The 15,909-nt window shown below is 65.6% G+C and carries 15 protein-coding genes; 14 read left to right on the top strand and 1 reads right to left on the bottom strand.

The window, feature by feature from the left end; translation table 11 throughout:
* Positions 1–4 precede the first annotated feature (4 nt).
* The 12 genes from LZ199_RS09765 to LZ199_RS09710 all read left to right on the top strand — a co-directional run bounded on the left by LZ199_RS09765 (position 5) and on the right by LZ199_RS09710 (position 11,163).
* A complete protein-coding gene (locus LZ199_RS09765; RefSeq protein ID WP_253993357.1) occupies positions 5–517 on the top strand; it encodes a CIS tube protein in 513 nt (170 codons plus the stop codon).
* On the top strand, positions 517–858 hold the full coding sequence (locus tag LZ199_RS09760) for a hypothetical protein (protein ID WP_253993356.1): 342 nt from the start codon (positions 517–519) through the stop codon (positions 856–858). The genes LZ199_RS09765 and LZ199_RS09760 overlap by 1 nt, the downstream gene beginning before the upstream one ends.
* Positions 855–2,138 (top strand): phage late control D family protein, encoded by a 1,284-nt coding sequence (locus LZ199_RS09755; RefSeq protein WP_253993355.1) that lies wholly within the window; start codon positions 855–857, stop codon positions 2,136–2,138. Before LZ199_RS09760 ends, LZ199_RS09755 begins: the two co-directional genes overlap by 4 nt.
* Positions 2,139–2,147: 9 nt before the next feature.
* The gene (locus LZ199_RS09750; RefSeq protein WP_253993354.1) at positions 2,148–2,726 is read left to right on the top strand and encodes a phage baseplate assembly protein V; all 579 of its coding nucleotides are present in this window, start codon (positions 2,148–2,150) and stop codon (positions 2,724–2,726) included.
* Between the two features lie 8 nt (positions 2,727–2,734).
* Positions 2,735–3,409 carry a hypothetical protein gene (locus tag LZ199_RS09745; protein ID WP_253993353.1) on the top strand — a complete coding sequence of 225 codons (675 nt, stop codon included), beginning with the start codon at positions 2,735–2,737 and terminating at the stop codon, positions 3,407–3,409.
* A 780-nt stretch (positions 3,410–4,189) separates the two neighbouring features.
* The gene (locus tag LZ199_RS09740) at positions 4,190–4,975 is read left to right on the top strand and encodes a hypothetical protein (RefSeq protein WP_253993352.1); all 786 of its coding nucleotides are present in this window, start codon (positions 4,190–4,192) and stop codon (positions 4,973–4,975) included.
* Positions 4,972–6,531: a hypothetical protein gene (locus LZ199_RS09735; RefSeq protein WP_253993351.1), complete on the top strand. Its 1,560-nt coding sequence runs from the start codon at positions 4,972–4,974 to the stop codon at positions 6,529–6,531. Before LZ199_RS09740 ends, LZ199_RS09735 begins: the two co-directional genes overlap by 4 nt.
* A gap of 120 nt (positions 6,532–6,651) precedes the next feature.
* Complete coding sequence (locus tag LZ199_RS09730) at positions 6,652–8,181, top strand: baseplate J/gp47 family protein (protein ID WP_253993350.1); 1,530 nt, start codon at positions 6,652–6,654, stop codon at positions 8,179–8,181.
* A 1-nt stretch (position 8,182) separates the two neighbouring features.
* On the top strand, positions 8,183–8,713 hold the full coding sequence (locus LZ199_RS09725) for a hypothetical protein (protein WP_253993349.1): 531 nt from the start codon (positions 8,183–8,185) through the stop codon (positions 8,711–8,713).
* Positions 8,714–8,720: 7 nt separating this feature from the next.
* Positions 8,721–9,416 carry a hypothetical protein gene (locus LZ199_RS09720; RefSeq protein ID WP_253993348.1) on the top strand — a complete coding sequence of 232 codons (696 nt, stop codon included), beginning with the start codon at positions 8,721–8,723 and terminating at the stop codon, positions 9,414–9,416.
* A 4-nt stretch (positions 9,417–9,420) separates the two neighbouring features.
* Complete coding sequence (locus LZ199_RS09715; protein ID WP_253993347.1) at positions 9,421–9,816, top strand: hypothetical protein; 396 nt, start codon at positions 9,421–9,423, stop codon at positions 9,814–9,816.
* A 9-nt stretch (positions 9,817–9,825) separates the two neighbouring features.
* Entirely contained in the window at positions 9,826–11,163 is a 1,338-nt protein-coding gene (locus tag LZ199_RS09710) for a phage tail protein (RefSeq protein WP_253993346.1), read from the top strand.
* A gap of 178 nt (positions 11,164–11,341) precedes the next feature.
* On the opposite strand, the gene LZ199_RS09705 is transcribed toward LZ199_RS09710, so the two are convergent.
* Complete coding sequence (locus LZ199_RS09705; RefSeq protein ID WP_253993345.1) at positions 11,342–13,066, bottom strand: hypothetical protein; 1,725 nt, start codon at positions 13,064–13,066, stop codon at positions 11,342–11,344.
* A 436-nt stretch (positions 13,067–13,502) separates the two neighbouring features.
* On the opposite strand from LZ199_RS09705, the gene LZ199_RS09700 reads away from it, so the two are divergent.
* The gene (locus LZ199_RS09700) at positions 13,503–15,413 is read left to right on the top strand and encodes a hypothetical protein (protein WP_253993344.1); all 1,911 of its coding nucleotides are present in this window, start codon (positions 13,503–13,505) and stop codon (positions 15,411–15,413) included.
* A 10-nt stretch (positions 15,414–15,423) separates the two neighbouring features.
* Positions 15,424–15,861 carry a hypothetical protein gene (locus LZ199_RS09695; protein ID WP_253993343.1) on the top strand — a complete coding sequence of 146 codons (438 nt, stop codon included), beginning with the start codon at positions 15,424–15,426 and terminating at the stop codon, positions 15,859–15,861.
* The last annotated feature ends 48 nt before the right edge of the window (positions 15,862–15,909 follow it).

Genomic DNA, 15,909 nt, shown 5'->3' with positions numbered 1-15,909 from the left:
CCGCGTGTCCTTCGCTGCTGGCCTCGCCCGTCCTCCTCGCTGCGTGCTGGTGAATGTTCTCACCGGCGAGGCCATGGAGTGCCTCTTCAACCCCACGCAGCTCACCGAGAAGTGCCAGGTGAATTGGAACCGCCTGGCCGTGCCGGGCCTCTCCCACCAGGTGCTCCAGTTTCAGGGCACCTCCAACCGGCAGCTCTCGGGCGTGGAGTTCTACCTGGACGCCTTCTTCGCCTCCCAGCAGGCCGACACGTCCAACATCATGGCGTTCCGCGGATTCCTGCGCGCGCTCACCGTGCCTCCGGCAGGTACCGAGGGTGTGCTGGCGACAGCGCCGCCGCGTGTCCTCGTCCTCTGGCCCGGCCTCCTCACCGTGGAGTGCGTCGTCGCCAGCGTGGAGTTCCAGTACCGCCAACTCGCCGTCGACGGCCGCGTCCTCGTCTACACCGCCACCGTCACCTTCGAGGAGGTGCTGGACACCCGCGTCACCTCCGAGCAGCTCCGCCAGGAGGTGCCGTAGTGGCCCCTCACGCCGGCAGCCGCTACTCCTTCTCCCTCGGCCTCCGGGACGAGGCCGGCCGCCTCTTCCTCACCGAGAGGGTCCCCTACGGCTTCCAGCCGCACGCGGACACGCGCGTCCACCTCGTCGCCCAGGGCGACTCCCTCTGGGGCCTCGCCGGCCGGTACTTCGCGCCACTCCCGCGCGCCTGCGGCTTCTGGTGGGCGATTGCGGACTTCCAGCCGGAGCCCATCATCGACGCGACGCTGGAGCTGGAGACCGGGCGGCGCGTCTACATCCCCTCGCTGCGCGTCCTCACCGACGTCATCCTCAGCGAGCAGCGGCGGAGGGCCAGCGAGTGACGCGGCCCCTCGACAGGACTGCGCCTGGCGTGCGCCTCACGCTGCTGACACACGAGCGGGCCCGCAGCGGCGAGCCCCTCTCCCTTGAGGGTCGCGTCCTGGGTCTCACCTTCGAGGACAGCGCGACGAAGGCCGACAAGCTGTCCCTCCAGTTGGACAACTTCGACCTGGCCCTCTTCGACAGGGCGGAGCTGGTGGGCGGCACGGTGCTGGAGGTGTCCTGGGGCTACCCGGGGCTCATGGCTCCTCCGCGGCGAGTTGTGGTGAAGAAGCTGAAGGGCTTCCAGGTGCTCACCGTCGAGGGACAGGCCCTCAGCGCCCTCATGCACCGCGAAGCGAAGACGCGCACCTGGAAGGGCAAGACGCGCGCCCAGGTAGTGCGCGAGGTGGCCGCCGAGCACGGCTACGAGGAGGACTCCGTCCACGTCGAGGACACCGGAGAGTCCTTCGACACCATCCACCAGGCCGGGGAGACGGATGCGCGCTTTCTCCGGCGCCTGGCCGCGCGGGAGGAGTTCCAGTTCCACGTCGACGACAAGGGCCTCACCTTCGGTCCGCGCAACCAGGCCGCAGCGCCCACCCATGTGCTGTGGTGGTACGCCGACGCGGGCCGGGGCGACGTCCTTTCCGTAAACGTCGAGTCGGAGCTGGGCCGCCGAGTGGGCAAGGTGGACGTCCGCGGCCGGGACGCCATGGCCAAGAGAAACCTCGAAGCCCAGGCGAGCAGTGGCACCGTGGAGCGCACCACCCTCGCGGACTTCCTCGAGGTGGTGGACAAGCGCACGGGCACGACGTCGCTGCAGCTTCGCAACAGCACCACCAGCGTCCAGCCCACCTCGGCATCTACACCTGCCCAAGCCCAGCGCGAGTCCGAGGCCCGCTTCCGACGCGCGGAAGCCGGCACGCTGAAGCTGTCCCTCCAAGTGGTGGGCAACCCCAGCTTGCGCGCGAAGTCCGTCGTGGAGGTGCGCGGCATCTCCAGCTTCCTGTCCGGGAAATACTACGTCACCGAGGCGAAGCACGTCCTCTCCTCCTCCGGCTACACCACCGACTTGAAGTTGTCGCGTGACGGCACGGGGCAGCGTCAGCAAGCCAGCGCCGAGAAGCAGGGCCAGCCCCAGGGCGGACAGCCCAACAGCAGCGCACCCGAGACGACTGGGGCACTGAAGGAAGTCGAGGCATTCGAGCGGGACACCGGCACCCGGTACATCGAGTACCGCCGTGACGGGCAACCCATCGGTGTCGAGGACCCCGAAGCCGGAATGAGTCTCCCCTGGTAGCGAGCCACCATGAGCACCTTCGACGACGACATCCTCTCCCATGACACCCGCCTGCTCGGCATGTACGTGGGCTACGTCACCAGCCGCGACGACGGGGAGCAGCTCGGCCGCGTCCGCGTGTGCATCCCCGGTGTCCTCGAGCCCGAGTCCGCCTGGGCCTGGCCCCTGGGCACCTCCGGGGGCGGCGCCAAGGACACGGGGTTCTTCGCGGTGCCGCACGTGGGCGCCGAGGTGGCTGTCTTCTTCAATCAGGGCGACGTCGACGCCCCCTACTACCTCAGCGCGCACTGGGGGAAGCCGGGCGGACAGAGTGAGGTGCCCGAAGAGGCCCAGGTGTCTCCGCCCGACAACCGCGTCCTCGCCACGCCCACCTTCCGCGTCGAGTTGGACGAGTCTGCGGGGAAGCGGAAGCTGAAGCTCACCAACCGGAAGACGGGCGACTGCCTCACCTTCGACGCTGAGGAGAACACCATCACCTTGGAGGCCACCACCGCCCTCACCCTGCGCGCGGTGGGCACCATCTCTCTGGAGGCGGCCCAGGTCACCATCGCCGGCCGCGTCGTCCGCCCCATCGCCGAGCCGATCTGAGGAAGCCCATGGCGCTGCCCATCTGCATCCACATCCCCCCGTTGCCCGAGGCGCCCACCCTCACTCTGCCCGGCGGCGCCACCCTGCAGCACCACCAGCTCCTGCAGGCCGTCCAGCCAGCGCTCGCGCCGCTCACGCCCCTCTTCGACATCATCGGCGCGGTGCTGGCCCTCGGCGAAGTCGTGAAGGCGATACCTGACGCGTTGGGCCCTCCGCCGGACCCGACAGCCATCGCCGCGGCCCTGCCGAAGCTGGCCGAGAAGGTGTCCAAGCTGCTCCGCCTCGTCCCCCAGCTCTCGGTGCCGTACACCGCGGTGGGAGTCATCGACATCGTCCTGGGCGAGTTGGGCCGTGCCCGTGGCCAGCTCATGCACCTGCAGCTGCGCCTGTCGAGCGTGGCACAGGCCCGGCTGCGCGCCGCCCAGCTTGGGGACGCGGGCCTGCTGGCGGTGGCTGGCTGCGCGGAGGCCAACGTCGCCCAGGAGGCCGCCAACGTCGGCAAGGCCCTGGCCGCCCTCTCCCAGCTCATGGCCCTCCTCAACGTCCTCCTCGGCCTGGTGGGCGGCCCCCAGGTGCCGGACTTCTCCAGCCTCGAGGGCAGCGCGTTGGAAGAGGCCATTGCGCCCCTCGACGCCATTGTCCGCACGCTGCAGCAGGTGCGCGCGGCCATCCCCATTCCGTGAGGAGGACACCTTGAGCCAGCAACCTCGGAATCTCCTCGTCCCCTTCCGCAGGGACAGGAAGCGGGACTTCGCCGTGGGCAGCGGGGCCGAGCTGCTCGCCTCAAAGGTGCGGCAGGTGCTGCTCACGGAGGGGGCGACGCCCCACTCCACCGGCGAGGTGCCCTGGCGCACCAGCTTCGGGGCCGGACTCTCACGACTGCGCCACGAGCGTAACGACACCGTACTGAAGGAACTCGCACGAGTGTACGTCCGCGACGCCCTCGCCCTTTGGCTTCCGAGTGTTCACCTAGTGCAACTTGATTTCGAGCAACAGGAGGCGACGCTATCGCTCCACCTGCGCGTACGCGAACGTCAAACAAGCGCAACAGTGACCATACCAACCCCTACATAGAGTCGTAAGGCATGTGCACAGCCTCGGTCGGCGAGTTCATGAAAACCCGATACCTTACAGCCCTGGGTCAGCAACAACCCAGACAGTTATGTGAGATTGAGGCTGGTGAGCGGAGATCTGGGCCACCAGACGACGGCCTAGCTCAAGCGGTCCTCGCATAGAGATCTTAATGCCGAACCGGACGTCTTGAGACCGCATGTCAGGACAATCGGCTGAAGAGGCCTCTCAGTGCCCCTCCCAACTCTCGAAGCGCGTCCGGCTCTCAATACCTGCTCCCTCCTTGTCAGATGTCCTTCATCAACCTACCGACGAGGCTTGCGCTGCTAGTCAATCTTAGCAAGGATGCGTACGCGACAGCCCACACACCTAGGGCTTCAAAGGAGGCAACTATGGATCGCTGCGCTTGGCTTCCCCTACTTGCACTATTGCTCAGTGGATGTGGCGTCACATTCTCAAACACTCCCGAGTTCAACAAAGGGCTTCCGGAAGACTTCAAGCGTCGAGTGCTCTGGAATGAGACTGACATCTTCAAGTACAACCTTGAGCAACTCGCCGGCCACGTCATCTACTCCAAGGCGAGCACCGGCGAATATGATCGCGGACCACGCCTCACCACGAGCGGGAAGTCCCCGACCTTCAAGCTCATCGACAATGGACAAGTATACCACTCCAAGATTGACAACGCCGCCAAAGCAGAGGGGAGCTACCTCGCATTCGCCGCCACCATGAGTAACGACCAGACAGCCGACGTTAGCATTATCGACACGGCACAAGTGCTCATCCCATACGAGGATGTCCCAGTAACTGACTTAGCCAAAATCTCGGAGACCAAAGCCCCACAGGGCGTTAAGCGCTATTACATCCAGGGGGTCCTCCTGGCCTCCGTGACCACTCGCTATGGAGCAACAATCAAGACAGATGCATCCGGAGTCGTCGGGAACACCTTCGGCGCCAAAGGCAGTGTCTTCAATGAACAGCAAACAGTCGGCCGCGACTTTCGAATTTCACTCCTGCTGATCGACATCGACCGGATGGCACTATTGAAGGCGGCTCCTCAGCTCAGCCCTCAGACGCCAGCAGATTTTCTCAAGGCGTCGCATGCCGATGGGTTCCATATCGAGAGAATCGTGGGGTTTGAGAGCGCAACTACTCCTGCCCAAGAGCAGAGTCCATGAACTCGCCCACGACGCATCAGAGTTCAAAATGCTGGCACACTCCCTTGCCACGCACGCTCACAATACTCGCAACAGCAACACTCGCGGCTTCATGCCTCGGCTCGAGGGCCACGAGCACTCCAATCGCCTCAACAACACCACCACGAGCCGATGTAGCGGAGGATGGCAAACTGGAGTACCTCTCCGACACGGACCCTGGCTATTCACTTCTCGAAGCTCTACAGAGGGCGGCGTACCAGAACACTCCTCACGCATTTCGATGGACAAACGATCCGGCCGAACTAGCCAAATTAGCCAACCTCTTAAAAACGCTCGACAAGCGACCAACCCTCTTTAACAACGCACATATCTCGCCCCCAAAAGACCCAGACAATACGTTTATCAGCAACCTATCTACAATCAAGGCAAGCCTTGGCGAAAAGCTCCCGACGCGTTACGAAGATGCCGTCTCCATTTGGATACTCAGGAACGTAGTCCAGTGGCTCGACGCCCAACTGAGCGCCAAGTCTTCAGAATGGAGATCTCCGCGCATCGGCACCCTCCCACTCGGGACCCTACAAGCTCAAGCCATCCCGTTGCCGGAACCGGAGCCCTACCTCATAGTAGTGAACTCATCGCTATTCTCGCTCTGCAACGAACTAACCAAAATAGGCTTAATGTCGGTGCAATTTGCTCCGGCTGGAGACGGGCATTTCTCCATCGACTTCAGCGAGGAGACGTTCAACAAGGGGCCTCGCAGGGATCCCGAGCTCCTTAGGCGTTTCTCAATGGCCCTCGAAGACATTGTGAACAACCGCCGCGTACGGGGCCACTTTCCACCGGACCGTTTGCACGACAAAGTAGTCGGCACGATGGTAAATGCCATGGAGACATTCATTGTTGGCCATGAGTTTGGACACGCATATCTAAAACACAAAAACAGCGGACTAACACCACTACCACTCGGAATACCCGACAGCAGCGCCGAAAAGAACATCCACGTCATCCACCGAAACTGGGGGCAAGAAGCGGCAGCGGACGTCTTCGGATACATGCTGACAGGCGATCTGATCCGGGAAAAATCCGCGGTCGCGAAAAACAAAGACGATGCTGACCTTAGCCAGCTTGGCATGCTTGGCCCCATCCTCTATTTCGAAATTGCCGAGATTGCCGAAGAGGCACAACACATCCATAAAAATGCAACCTTCCCTCCTGAACCTTCCGCCAGTGAGCGGGCCACTACGCTGAAAGCGCTGACCGAAGCATTATTAGCGGGCTCGGCTGGCAACGACAGCTCAGACTCAAAGCATGCCCAGAGCGAGCCCGACAACGAGACGCAACAAGCACGACAGCAGCCGACCCCTCCACCAGCCGGAATGAGTGCATCCCATGCTCCCTACTGGGCGAGAGGAATGCTGGCCCGCGCACAATGGGAGACATCCCTACCCAAAACCATGACACCCGAAGATCGGGCCTTTAGCCTGCTCGGCATAGCCATGGTAAAAAACCTGAGAACGATGTGGGAAGACATCAAACCTGCCTGGGTCTCCATCATGAAACAAAAAGCAAAACAATAGCCTCACTAATGGGCTTGTTCCGATTTCGTTGGGACGCACTTCAGAATTGAACGAACTCAACGGAACGAAAGCGACATCCCGTGTCCCCTGAAGAAGTGGGCCGAAGGCCTTTGTCTCCTGGTGGAGGCCTTCGCCGACGTGCCACTTCTTCCCGCGTCCACCGACTATACCCACCGCGACTTCGACGCACTGCGCGCCCGCCTCATGGCACTCGTGAAGAGTGTCTTCCCGGACTGGACGGACTTCGACGTCGCGAGCTTCGGCAATGTCCTGCTGGAGATGTACGCCTTCGTCGGCGACGTCCTCAGCACGTACCAGGACAACCTCGCTCGCGAGTCCCGCCTCTCCACGGCTACCCAGCGCCGCAACGTCATCGCCCTGGCGCGCATGCTGGGCTACCGGCTTCACGGTGCCCAGGCGGCCACGGCCGAGGTGGAGCTGCGCCTGGCCCAGCCTCCCTCCGCCCCCGTTACCTTCCCCACCGGCACCGTCGTCCGCACACAGGAGGTGACGGAAGCCGTCCGCTTCCAGCTCCTCTCGCCCGTTACCATTCCGGCCGGCGCCAACCCGCCGCGCATCCTCGCGGTGGTGGAGCATTCGAAGACGCACACCCAGCTCTTCGACGCGCGCGGCCTCGCCGACTTCGAAGCGCACCTGGACTTCGCCCCCTATCTCGACGGCTCCACCCGCGTGTCCACCGCCCAGGGCGCCTTCAGCGAGGTGGACACCTTCCTCAACTCCCGCGCCTCCGACGCTCACCTCCTCGTCAGCGTCGACCAGGGGGACAAAGCCACCGTCCGCTTCGGCACCGGCACCAACGGCCTACCGCCCGCTGGCACCGTGGCGGTGGTGTACAAGACGGGTGGCGGCGCGGCCGGCAACGTGGACGCGGGGCGCCTCGTCGTCGTGGAGGGCAGCTTCCGGGACGCCCACGGCCACGCGGTGCAGGTGTCCGTCCACAACCCCGCTTCCGCCTCGGGCGGCGCGGACAGGCAGACGGTGGCCTCCGCGAAGCTGCTCGCCCCCGAGAGTCTTCGGGCCCTGACGCGCACCGTCTCCCGTGAGGACTTCGAAATCAACGCACGGCGCCTCCCCAGCGTGGCACGTGCCCTCATGCTGACGTTCAACGAAGACGCCACCATCGGGGAGAATGCCGGCATCCTCTACGTGGTGCCCCGGGGCGGCGGAGTCCCCACGCCCGCGCTCAAGGCCCAGGTGCTGCGGCAGGTGACGGAAGTCTACCCCTGCACCCTCACCTTCCAGGTGAGCGTCCAGGAGCCGGTGTACCGGCGCGTGGACATCTCCGCGCGCCTCTTCCTGCGCCAGGGTGCTTCGGTCCAGGACGTCGCCGCGCGCATCCGCCAGGCGCTGGCCGTCCACTTCCGCGTCAGCGAGCCGGATGGCACGCCCAACCCGCGCATCGACTTCGGCTTCAACCTCAAGGACGCGCAGGGCTTCCCGTCCGGCGAGGTGGCCTGGTCTGACGTCTTCAACGTCATCCGCGACGTGCCCGGCGTGCGGAAGCTGGGCGACGCGCGCATGGACTTGACGCTCAACGGTCTGCCCGCGGATGTGGAGCTGACGGTGCGGGAGCTGCCGGCGCTGGGTAGCGTCACGCTCCAGGACGGCGACACCGGGGGACTGCTCTGACATGGCCCTCCTCAACCCCAGCTTCGAGGATGCGGGCGCCCGACCCGGCGAGGCGGAGCACTGGGCGCTGACGACGGTGACGCGCCTCGAAGCCCTGGCGGGCTTCGGTGTGCCGGAGGAGTCCTGCGAGGACTTCGAGCGCTGGTACGTGTGGCGAGCCTCCCTCTCCGACGTCTCCGTCGCCCTCGCCTTCTTCTCTGGCCAGCGCGAGGGCTTCGAGTCCTTCTCCTGGGGCTGGGACAACGACGGTTTCCTCTTCGAACTGCCGCCCGCGCAGCTCGTCCCGCACCGCTTCGAGGGGCAGGCCGTCGAGACGTGGGGCCAGGGGCCCTTCCTCACGAGCTGGATGGACGTCACCTCCACGGCGGGCCTCTTCAGCGACTCGCCGCGGGAGGACTTCGAGCAGCGCTGGCACACCAACGAGGCCTACGCCTGGCGATGGGAGGACGTGACGGCCCGCGTGGCCCTCTTCAACACCACGCAGCCCACCGAGGACTTCGACACGGGGTGGCCTCTGGCCGCCACGCAGTGAGGACACCATGGCACTCGCAGACTGGACTTACCTCAACGGCGGACTGGACATCGCCACCGTGGACAGGGGCGTGACGGCAGGCATCGCCCGTCCCCCGGGCGGCGGCACCTTCCTCTTCGCCTTCAACTCCCTCTCCGCCGCGCAGGGCGCAGTGGGTCTCTTCGCGAACCTGCCGGACTTCGCCCCCATGGCCAAGGGAGGCAGCATCCGCGGCTGCGTCCAGCGCGGGCCGGGCGGCGGCCCCACCGGCTTCTCCCCCTTCTTCTTCCTCTGCGGCCAGGGCACCTCCGTCAACGACTCCGCCTACCTCCTGGGCCTCTCCGACGATGAGCCGCACCGAGTGGTGCTGCGCAAGGGCGCGGTGGCCACGGGCCTGCCCGACGCGGATGGGCCCGGTGTCTTGCTGAAGTCCTCCGCCAGCTTCACCCAGGGCACCTGGCTGCACCTGCGCCTGGACGTCATCGTCAACGCCAACGGCGACGTCGTCCTCAAGGCCTTCCACAACGACTTGGCATCGCACCCGCTCGGCACGCCTCCCGACTGGCAGCCGGTGCCGGGCATGGCCGACTTCATCGACGACGCCCTCGGCATCAACTCCGGCAGCCAGCCCCTCACCTCGGGCCGCGGAGGATTCGGCTTCACGGTGAAGGACGTCACCCGCCGCGCCTATTTCGACTCGCTCGAGCTGTCCCGACAGGTGTGAAGCCATGGCCCTCACCGCCTTCACCAGTCGCCTCGGCCTGGGCCAGGGGCGCATCCGGCCCCAGCGGGCCACGCCCGCCTCGGGCGAGTACCTCTTCGTCCTCGGCGACGAGGAGCCTGGGCGCCGCTTCGAGCTGGCCCCCGGGGACTTCGCCGAGGTGACGCAAGCCGTGGACGTCACCGGCGTGGACCTGGTCCGCGCCGCCTTGCGCCTCCGTGTGCCTTCAGCAGCCCCGGCGGGCCTGGCCTGGGAGGCGTCCCTCGTCGTGGGCGGGGTGAAGTACGCCCGCTGCCTCGGGCGCCCCGGCCGCGAGCGCCTCGTCACGGACATAGCCGCCAACGTCTCGAAACTCTCCGGCGTCCACACGGTGGGCGTCCGCCTGGAGCTCGTTTCCCCGTGAGGAAGCCCCATGGCCACGGTTGAGCTGCCCACCCTCTACGTCGACACCGTCTCCCTCTTCGCCGAGACGCGCCGCCCCCTCCTCCTCAACCGCGCTCCGGGCCCAGGGGAGGAGGACGTCCCCGTCGACTCCGTGCTGAAACTGGAGCTGGTGGACGTCGGCGTGGACGGCGTCGCCCGGGCGGCCACACGCGTCTGGGTGGGTGGAGTCCTCGCATTCGAGGGCGGCGCCAGCGCAGAGGTAACGCCCGCCTTCGCAGGGCCTCTGGCGGAGGTGAGGCAGACGGCGGATACCCTGCGTGTGGTGCTCCACCCGGCGGTGCCGCTGGCCAGCCAGGCCACCGTCTCCGTGCGCGTCGTCTCCGCCACGGCCGGCGGCGAGCACCTCCTCGACGAGACGTACACCTTCACCGTGGAGGACAGGACGGCCCCCCGGCTCGTGGGCGCCCAGGCCCTGGCGCCGAAGTCGGTGCGCCTCGCCTTCGACGAGTCCGTCCGGGTGCCGCCCTCGGCGCGCTTCACCTTCACGCCTCGCGGCGCGCCCGCCGTCCCAGTCGCTTCCCTCGAGGCCGCGGCGGAAGGCCCCCTCGTCCACCTCGTCCTCGACACGGAACTGACGCCGGACGTGGTGTACGAAGTGCGCGTGGAGGGCGTGACGGACGCGCGCGGCAACCCGGTGCTCGCCCCCTACCACCGCGCCACCTTTCCTGGCTTCCGGCCAGCCCGGCCGCCCTCCCGGAGCTTCCAGCTCTGGGACATGCTGCCCCGTCACAACCGCCGCGACGATGTGACGGGCGACCTGCACCGCTTCATCTCCTGTCTCCAGGAGGTGACGGACTTGCTCCTCTCGGACTTGGACGCCTTCCCCGACGTCTTCGACCTGGAGCGCGCGCCGGAGGCCTTCCTGGACGCCATCCTCCAGGACTTGGGCAACCCCTTCGCCTTCGAACTGGACGTCCTCGCCCGGCGCCGCCTGGCCGCCATCCTCGTGGACATGTACCAGCAGAAGGGCACCGCGCTGGGCCTGCGCAACGCCATCCGCTTCTTCCTCGGAATCGAAGTGCGGGCCATCTCCCCCTTCGCCTCGCACACCCTCGTGCTGGGCGAGTCCGAGCTGGGCGTGGACTGGGTGCTGGGCCCCTCGGAGCGCTTCGCCTGCTACGCCTTCAACGTCGAGGTTGAGCGTCTCCTCTCGCCCGCGGAGCGCCTGCGCCTGCGCACCCTCGTCGAGTACCTCAAGCCCGCGCACACGCACTTCGTGGACCTGGTGGAGCCCCTGCCGCCCATTCTCCCGGAGCACTGGGAGCTGGGACTCAGCGAGCTGGGCGAGACGACGACGCTGCACTGAATGCCCTACGGCATGTCCCCGATTTCTCGCGCCCTGCCTTTGCCTTCCTCTGGAGGGCGCAGGCATGAGCAACCGGTTGGGCCTCTTCAGCTAACCGCAGCGGAGACAGAATCCTGTGATGAGGCCACGATGGGATGGGACATCAGACAACCCAGAATTGGAATACCCTAAGACACCTTCACCTGCCCATGAGGCGCTCATACGCCTGTTTACGCTCCGCCCAAATCACGGCGGAATCCAGCCTGAGCAACGGTATTGTGAGAGTTGTGCGGCCAAGCTCTATCGTAGCTTCCTCCCAGCCCGTGGTGGCTCGACGCTGAATGTCGTCAGTAACTTCCTTCACGGTCGCAGCGAATGCAGTGATCGGGCTTGGGTTGGACGTGGCAATGAGCCTCTCTACAACTGCTGCCACAAGGGGTGGATTGACAACGGTGACGGCTCCTAGCCGTTCCCATATCTTCGCAGTGCCGAAAGATGCCCGACAGAGAACTACGTCCACCAAGTCCACGTCACGAACAGGGCGACCGATTGCCTTCTCGACAATCGCATCAATCTGAGCAGGCGGAAGCTTTCGGAGTGCACTTAGTTGACGAAGAGCCTCCTTTACTCGACTTTCAGTTGCCGCGACCATGCGTGCACCTTGTGGCGCAATTGCCGCTTTGGCCTGAATGTGGAGAGCTCTATTCTCCCTCTCGCTATACACAAGGAGGTCGATGTCGCCTCCACCCCAGTCGATTTCCTGCGCCAGGAAGACATCCGGAAGGCGGGATAGGGGCCGCTTGGCAATTTCGATAAGGGCTGGCTCAAGATGCCCGGAAACACGTTCATCAAAAACCTGAGTGTGCGCCCTGTTTAAGGCGTACAGCACATTCCGACTAGACAGCATTGATCGAAGGGCATCTGGATTGAAATGGAGAGAATCGGGGAGCCGAGCGATCGGTGGAAAGAAACCATCTCCTACTTGGCTTGCACGCTTCTCCGCAGGGGAGAATGAGTAGAACTGCATTAGGTGGTCAATCTCAGCGCCGGAGAGTCCCGTAAGAGCAAGTACCAACCCCTCAAGAAAATTCCGACCAAGCAGTGGCGCTGTCCACTCCATGCATTCAAAGAACAGTTCGCGCTGACGCCGGCCAGTTGAGGAACGAGCTCGGTGTGCAAATGCTTCAGCTAGCTGAAGGCAAGCCTCACTGATGCCCGCCCAGGCTGATCGGAAGCGGTTGAATTTCTCGAGCGGCACCCCAAACGCCGCGCTGCAACCTTCGCCCGTCAGTATTGGAATCTCACGAATCCCGAGCCTAAACTCATCATAGAGCTGCTTTGCGATGACCGTGACAGTCGTGACGAGGCCTCCTTTATGGCTGTACTTTTGTTTAATGAAGCTATTCACGAGTTCGAACAGTTGAGCTTCGAAGGTCAGTCTCGGCCGGAGATAGTACGGCATGGAGATTTCGGTGAGTGCGATATCTCGGGCTTCATAGTAGCGAAAGCTGTCGCTTGCGTGTGTTAGCCTAAATCCGGACGCAGCATCTCCGCTTACCGCGTAGTAACCTCGATGAACCTCGGGCATTAGCTCACTGAAGTGGGCATATGTCAGAAGGAATGCCAGCTCCACTCCGTATTGTGCTGTGATCGGGCTTAGGGCATCTGCCAAATTAAGTCCCAGCGGTTCCACAGGGCAGTCGAGGAGTAGCGGGAGCAGATAGGACAGTCTATTGACTATCGCGGACCCAACATCTTCGTTCTCTCGACTCTCTGGCGAAGTCCGTGGCCCGTGAAAGCGGTTATCCACAACGCCGTAGAGAGCCGAGAGCACTGTCCGAAATGGTAGTTTCAGGAGCGGCAAGGCCTTGACGTCCTTGTCCAGCTGAGCTTCCAACTCGCGGAGTGCCGTCTGAGAGTCCATGCTTCCGAATGTTACTTGGGTCCCGCCTGAAGCACAGAGCGCGATTCTCGCGTGGTGCGAGCAAGGCCAGCGCCGTCTGCAGCGGCCAGGCTCTTCGTCCCCTTGCCCCATTCGGCCTTCCCGACGCAGCCTTCCCTTTCTCCGAGGCGAGGAACGCGTCGACGGAGCTCTCCTCCAGGTCCAAATCACCCCGCTCCTTGAACGCCTCGCCACGGCATGAAGGACGGCTCGTGGGAGCCGTTCATTCCCCCGGCACCTGCGCGCAGCTCGCCCACACCCACTTCGTGGACCTCGTGGAGCCCCTGACCCCTCCTCCCCGCGCACTGTGAGCTGGGCGTCGGCGAGCAAGAGGAGGCCACCGTCCCGCGCTGATAGTCGCTCACCATGTCCCCGATTTCTCGCGCCATGCCTTTGCCTTCCTCTGGAGGGCACAGGCATGAGCAACCGGCTGGACTTTTTCTTCAGGCAGAAGGTGACGGAGGCCGAACTCGACTTGGCCTTCGCGCAGTTGGAGCAGGCCGACCGAAACCTCGCCTCTGACTTGGGCGTCCACGGCGTCATCTCCGGGGCCGTGCCCGCGCCGCATTCTCCCGTGGCGAACCTCTCCGTCGACCTGACGGCCCCGGGACGCGCCTACGACAACCTCGGCCAGCGCATCTTCTTCGGCACCGGGCAGACGGTGGACTGCGCGGTGGACATGTCGGGCATCCCCACCGACGTCTCCACCTCCGGCAGCGAGCGGTGGCTGGGCATCTTCCTGCGCTTCACCCGCCTGCTGTCCGAGCCGCGGACGGACGGCAACTCTCAGCAGGTGTACTTCCGCCGCGACGAGTCCTTCGAACTGGTGGTGCGCCAGGCGCCGGAGGGCCTCGTCGGCCTGGCACCCAAGCCCGCCCTCCAGCCCGACGAGTTGCTGCTGTGTGACGTCCGTCGGCGCCCCGGGCAGACGCAGCTTCTCGCCGCGGACTTGGACACCTCTCGCCGGCAGGCCTTCATCTTCGCGAGGGGCACCTCAGTGGCAGTGGAGAGCGGCACCTGGGACGTCCTGAGCCCCAGCGCCCAGACGGTGCAGGCGACACTGGACGCGGTGGACGCCGAACTGGCCGGGCACTTCTCCGGCGCCGCCCGGCGACACGGGGCCGGTGCCGTGGACTACGCGCCCCACGGCTTCATCACCTCCACCACCGTGCAGGAGGCCGTGGACGAAGTCGTCGACAAGCTCTCCTCGGCTACCGCTGGCACACCGGGCGCCTCCCGCGTGGGCGCAGACGCGGTGCCCGGCACGCCCAATCTCCTGCCGGCGGGCACCGTGGACGCGCAGCTCGCCTCGCTGCTGGGCTTCGTCAACACTCACCAGGGCGCGGCCACGGGGGCTCACCACGCCAGCGCCATCGGCGCTTCGCCGCATGGCTACGTCAGCAGCACCAGCGTGCAGGCTCAACTCCAGGAGGTCGTCACCCGCCTCGGAGAGACGACGGCCGGAAGCCCCGGTGCTTCTCGCGTCGGAGGAGACGCGCTGGCCGGGACGCCCCACGCCCTCCCCGCCAGCAGCCTGCGGCAGCAGGTGGCCGCGCTGCTGGGCTTCCTCAATGGGCACGTCACCCAGGGAGCTGGGGCCCACGCGGCCTCCGCCGTCTCCGTCGCGGACACGGGCGACCTCCTCACGGCTGGCACCGTGGAAGCCGCCCTCGCCGAAGTCCTCGGGGCCTTCAGCGGAGGGCACTTCCGCGGCAATGAGACGTCCGCGGGCCAGCACAAGGCCATCCTCCAGCCCGTCCTGGGCGCCGGTCGCGTCCTTCTCCTCGACACCCAGGGCGCGGGCGGCGCAGCCGCGCGGCTGCGCCTCTACGCTGACGGCGACTCGGTGTGGTTCACCCTCAACGCCGCCTGGAATGGGAGCGCCTGGGCCCGCGACACCACCGGGGCGGCGGCGGGCGGTTTCCGCCTCTCACGCAACGAGGCCGAGTTCCTCCATGACGCCAGCCTCACCGCCACCTTCGCCTCCTGGACGCGCACGTTGCGACTCCCGCTGAGTAGCACCGCCAGCAACACCTCCTTCGAGTTGGCGGGCAGCGTGCGCGAGGTGGGCCGGCTCGGCCTCCAGTACAGCAACAGCGACACCGTCGCTCACGACAGCCTGGCCGGAGGCGGCTCGGTGACGTTCCGCAGTCGCTTCCCCACCGCGCCCTCCTCCATCACCCTCAGCGCCTACGCCACCAGCGGAAGCTTCGTCGGCAACCCCACCGTCATGGTGCCGGACAGAGACGGCTTCGCCTTCTACAGCCACCAAACCCTCCCAGGCCTCGCCGCGACGTACTGGTTCGGCTCGTACACCGCTGTCGCGTAAGGGCGCCCCCATGGCCATTCACGAAGTCACCAGCGAGGACGTACTTCAGCGCTGCGCCCGGTGCGGCAGCGGCAATCGACTCTCCCTCGACACCCTAGAGGTCGGCGTCGCCCGTCGGGAGGACGTGGACGACGGCCTCGTCCAGCTCCCTCCCTGTCCCGCCTGCCGCTCCACCGAGTTTCTCATCCGCGCCGCCGAGAGCGAGCCGGAGCATCCGGCGCCAGGCAGCTTCGGCCATCTCCACCGACTCCTCGTCGGCCACATCCACGCGGAACTCGTCCAGCGCGGGCGCCTGCACACGGTGCTCAAGCCCAAGGGGGGCAGCGCCGGCAAGGTGCTGATGCGGCCCCTTTCCCAGGAGGCTCGCGAGCGCTGGTTTCCGCAGGGCTTGTGCATCGCGGTGTCCGCCGACGAGCAGCCCCGCGCCCCGGGAGAGTCCAGTCAATAGGCATACACTGCCAGCAAACACCCCTGCGGCCGCCATACCCAGGGGTGT

Origin of the sequence: Myxococcus qinghaiensis (assembly GCF_024198215.1) — a bacterium.
In the GTDB taxonomy this organism is placed as follows: domain Bacteria; phylum Myxococcota; class Myxococcia; order Myxococcales; family Myxococcaceae; genus Myxococcus; species Myxococcus qinghaiensis.
Note: the sequence above shows the minus strand (reverse complement) of the source record. Positions and strands in the feature narration are given on the sequence as shown.

Coding starts and splice junctions, on each gene's coding strand:
- LZ199_RS09695 (WP_253993343.1), top strand. CDS start 15,424: ATGGCCATTCACGAAGTCACCAGCGAGGACGTACTTCAGCGCTGCGCC.
- LZ199_RS09735 (WP_253993351.1), top strand. CDS start 4,972: ATGAACTCGCCCACGACGCATCAGAGTTCAAAATGCTGGCACACTCCC.
- LZ199_RS09725 (WP_253993349.1), top strand. CDS start 8,183: ATGGCCCTCCTCAACCCCAGCTTCGAGGATGCGGGCGCCCGACCCGGC.
- LZ199_RS09720 (WP_253993348.1), top strand. CDS start 8,721: ATGGCACTCGCAGACTGGACTTACCTCAACGGCGGACTGGACATCGCC.
- LZ199_RS09745 (WP_253993353.1), top strand. CDS start 2,735: ATGGCGCTGCCCATCTGCATCCACATCCCCCCGTTGCCCGAGGCGCCC.
- LZ199_RS09710 (WP_253993346.1), top strand. CDS start 9,826: ATGGCCACGGTTGAGCTGCCCACCCTCTACGTCGACACCGTCTCCCTC.
- LZ199_RS09715 (WP_253993347.1), top strand. CDS start 9,421: ATGGCCCTCACCGCCTTCACCAGTCGCCTCGGCCTGGGCCAGGGGCGC.
- LZ199_RS09750 (WP_253993354.1), top strand. CDS start 2,148: ATGAGCACCTTCGACGACGACATCCTCTCCCATGACACCCGCCTGCTC.
- LZ199_RS09705 (WP_253993345.1), bottom strand. CDS start 13,066: ATGGACTCTCAGACGGCACTCCGCGAGTTGGAAGCTCAGCTGGACAAG.
- LZ199_RS09740 (WP_253993352.1), top strand. CDS start 4,190: ATGGATCGCTGCGCTTGGCTTCCCCTACTTGCACTATTGCTCAGTGGA.
- LZ199_RS09700 (WP_253993344.1), top strand. CDS start 13,503: ATGAGCAACCGGCTGGACTTTTTCTTCAGGCAGAAGGTGACGGAGGCC.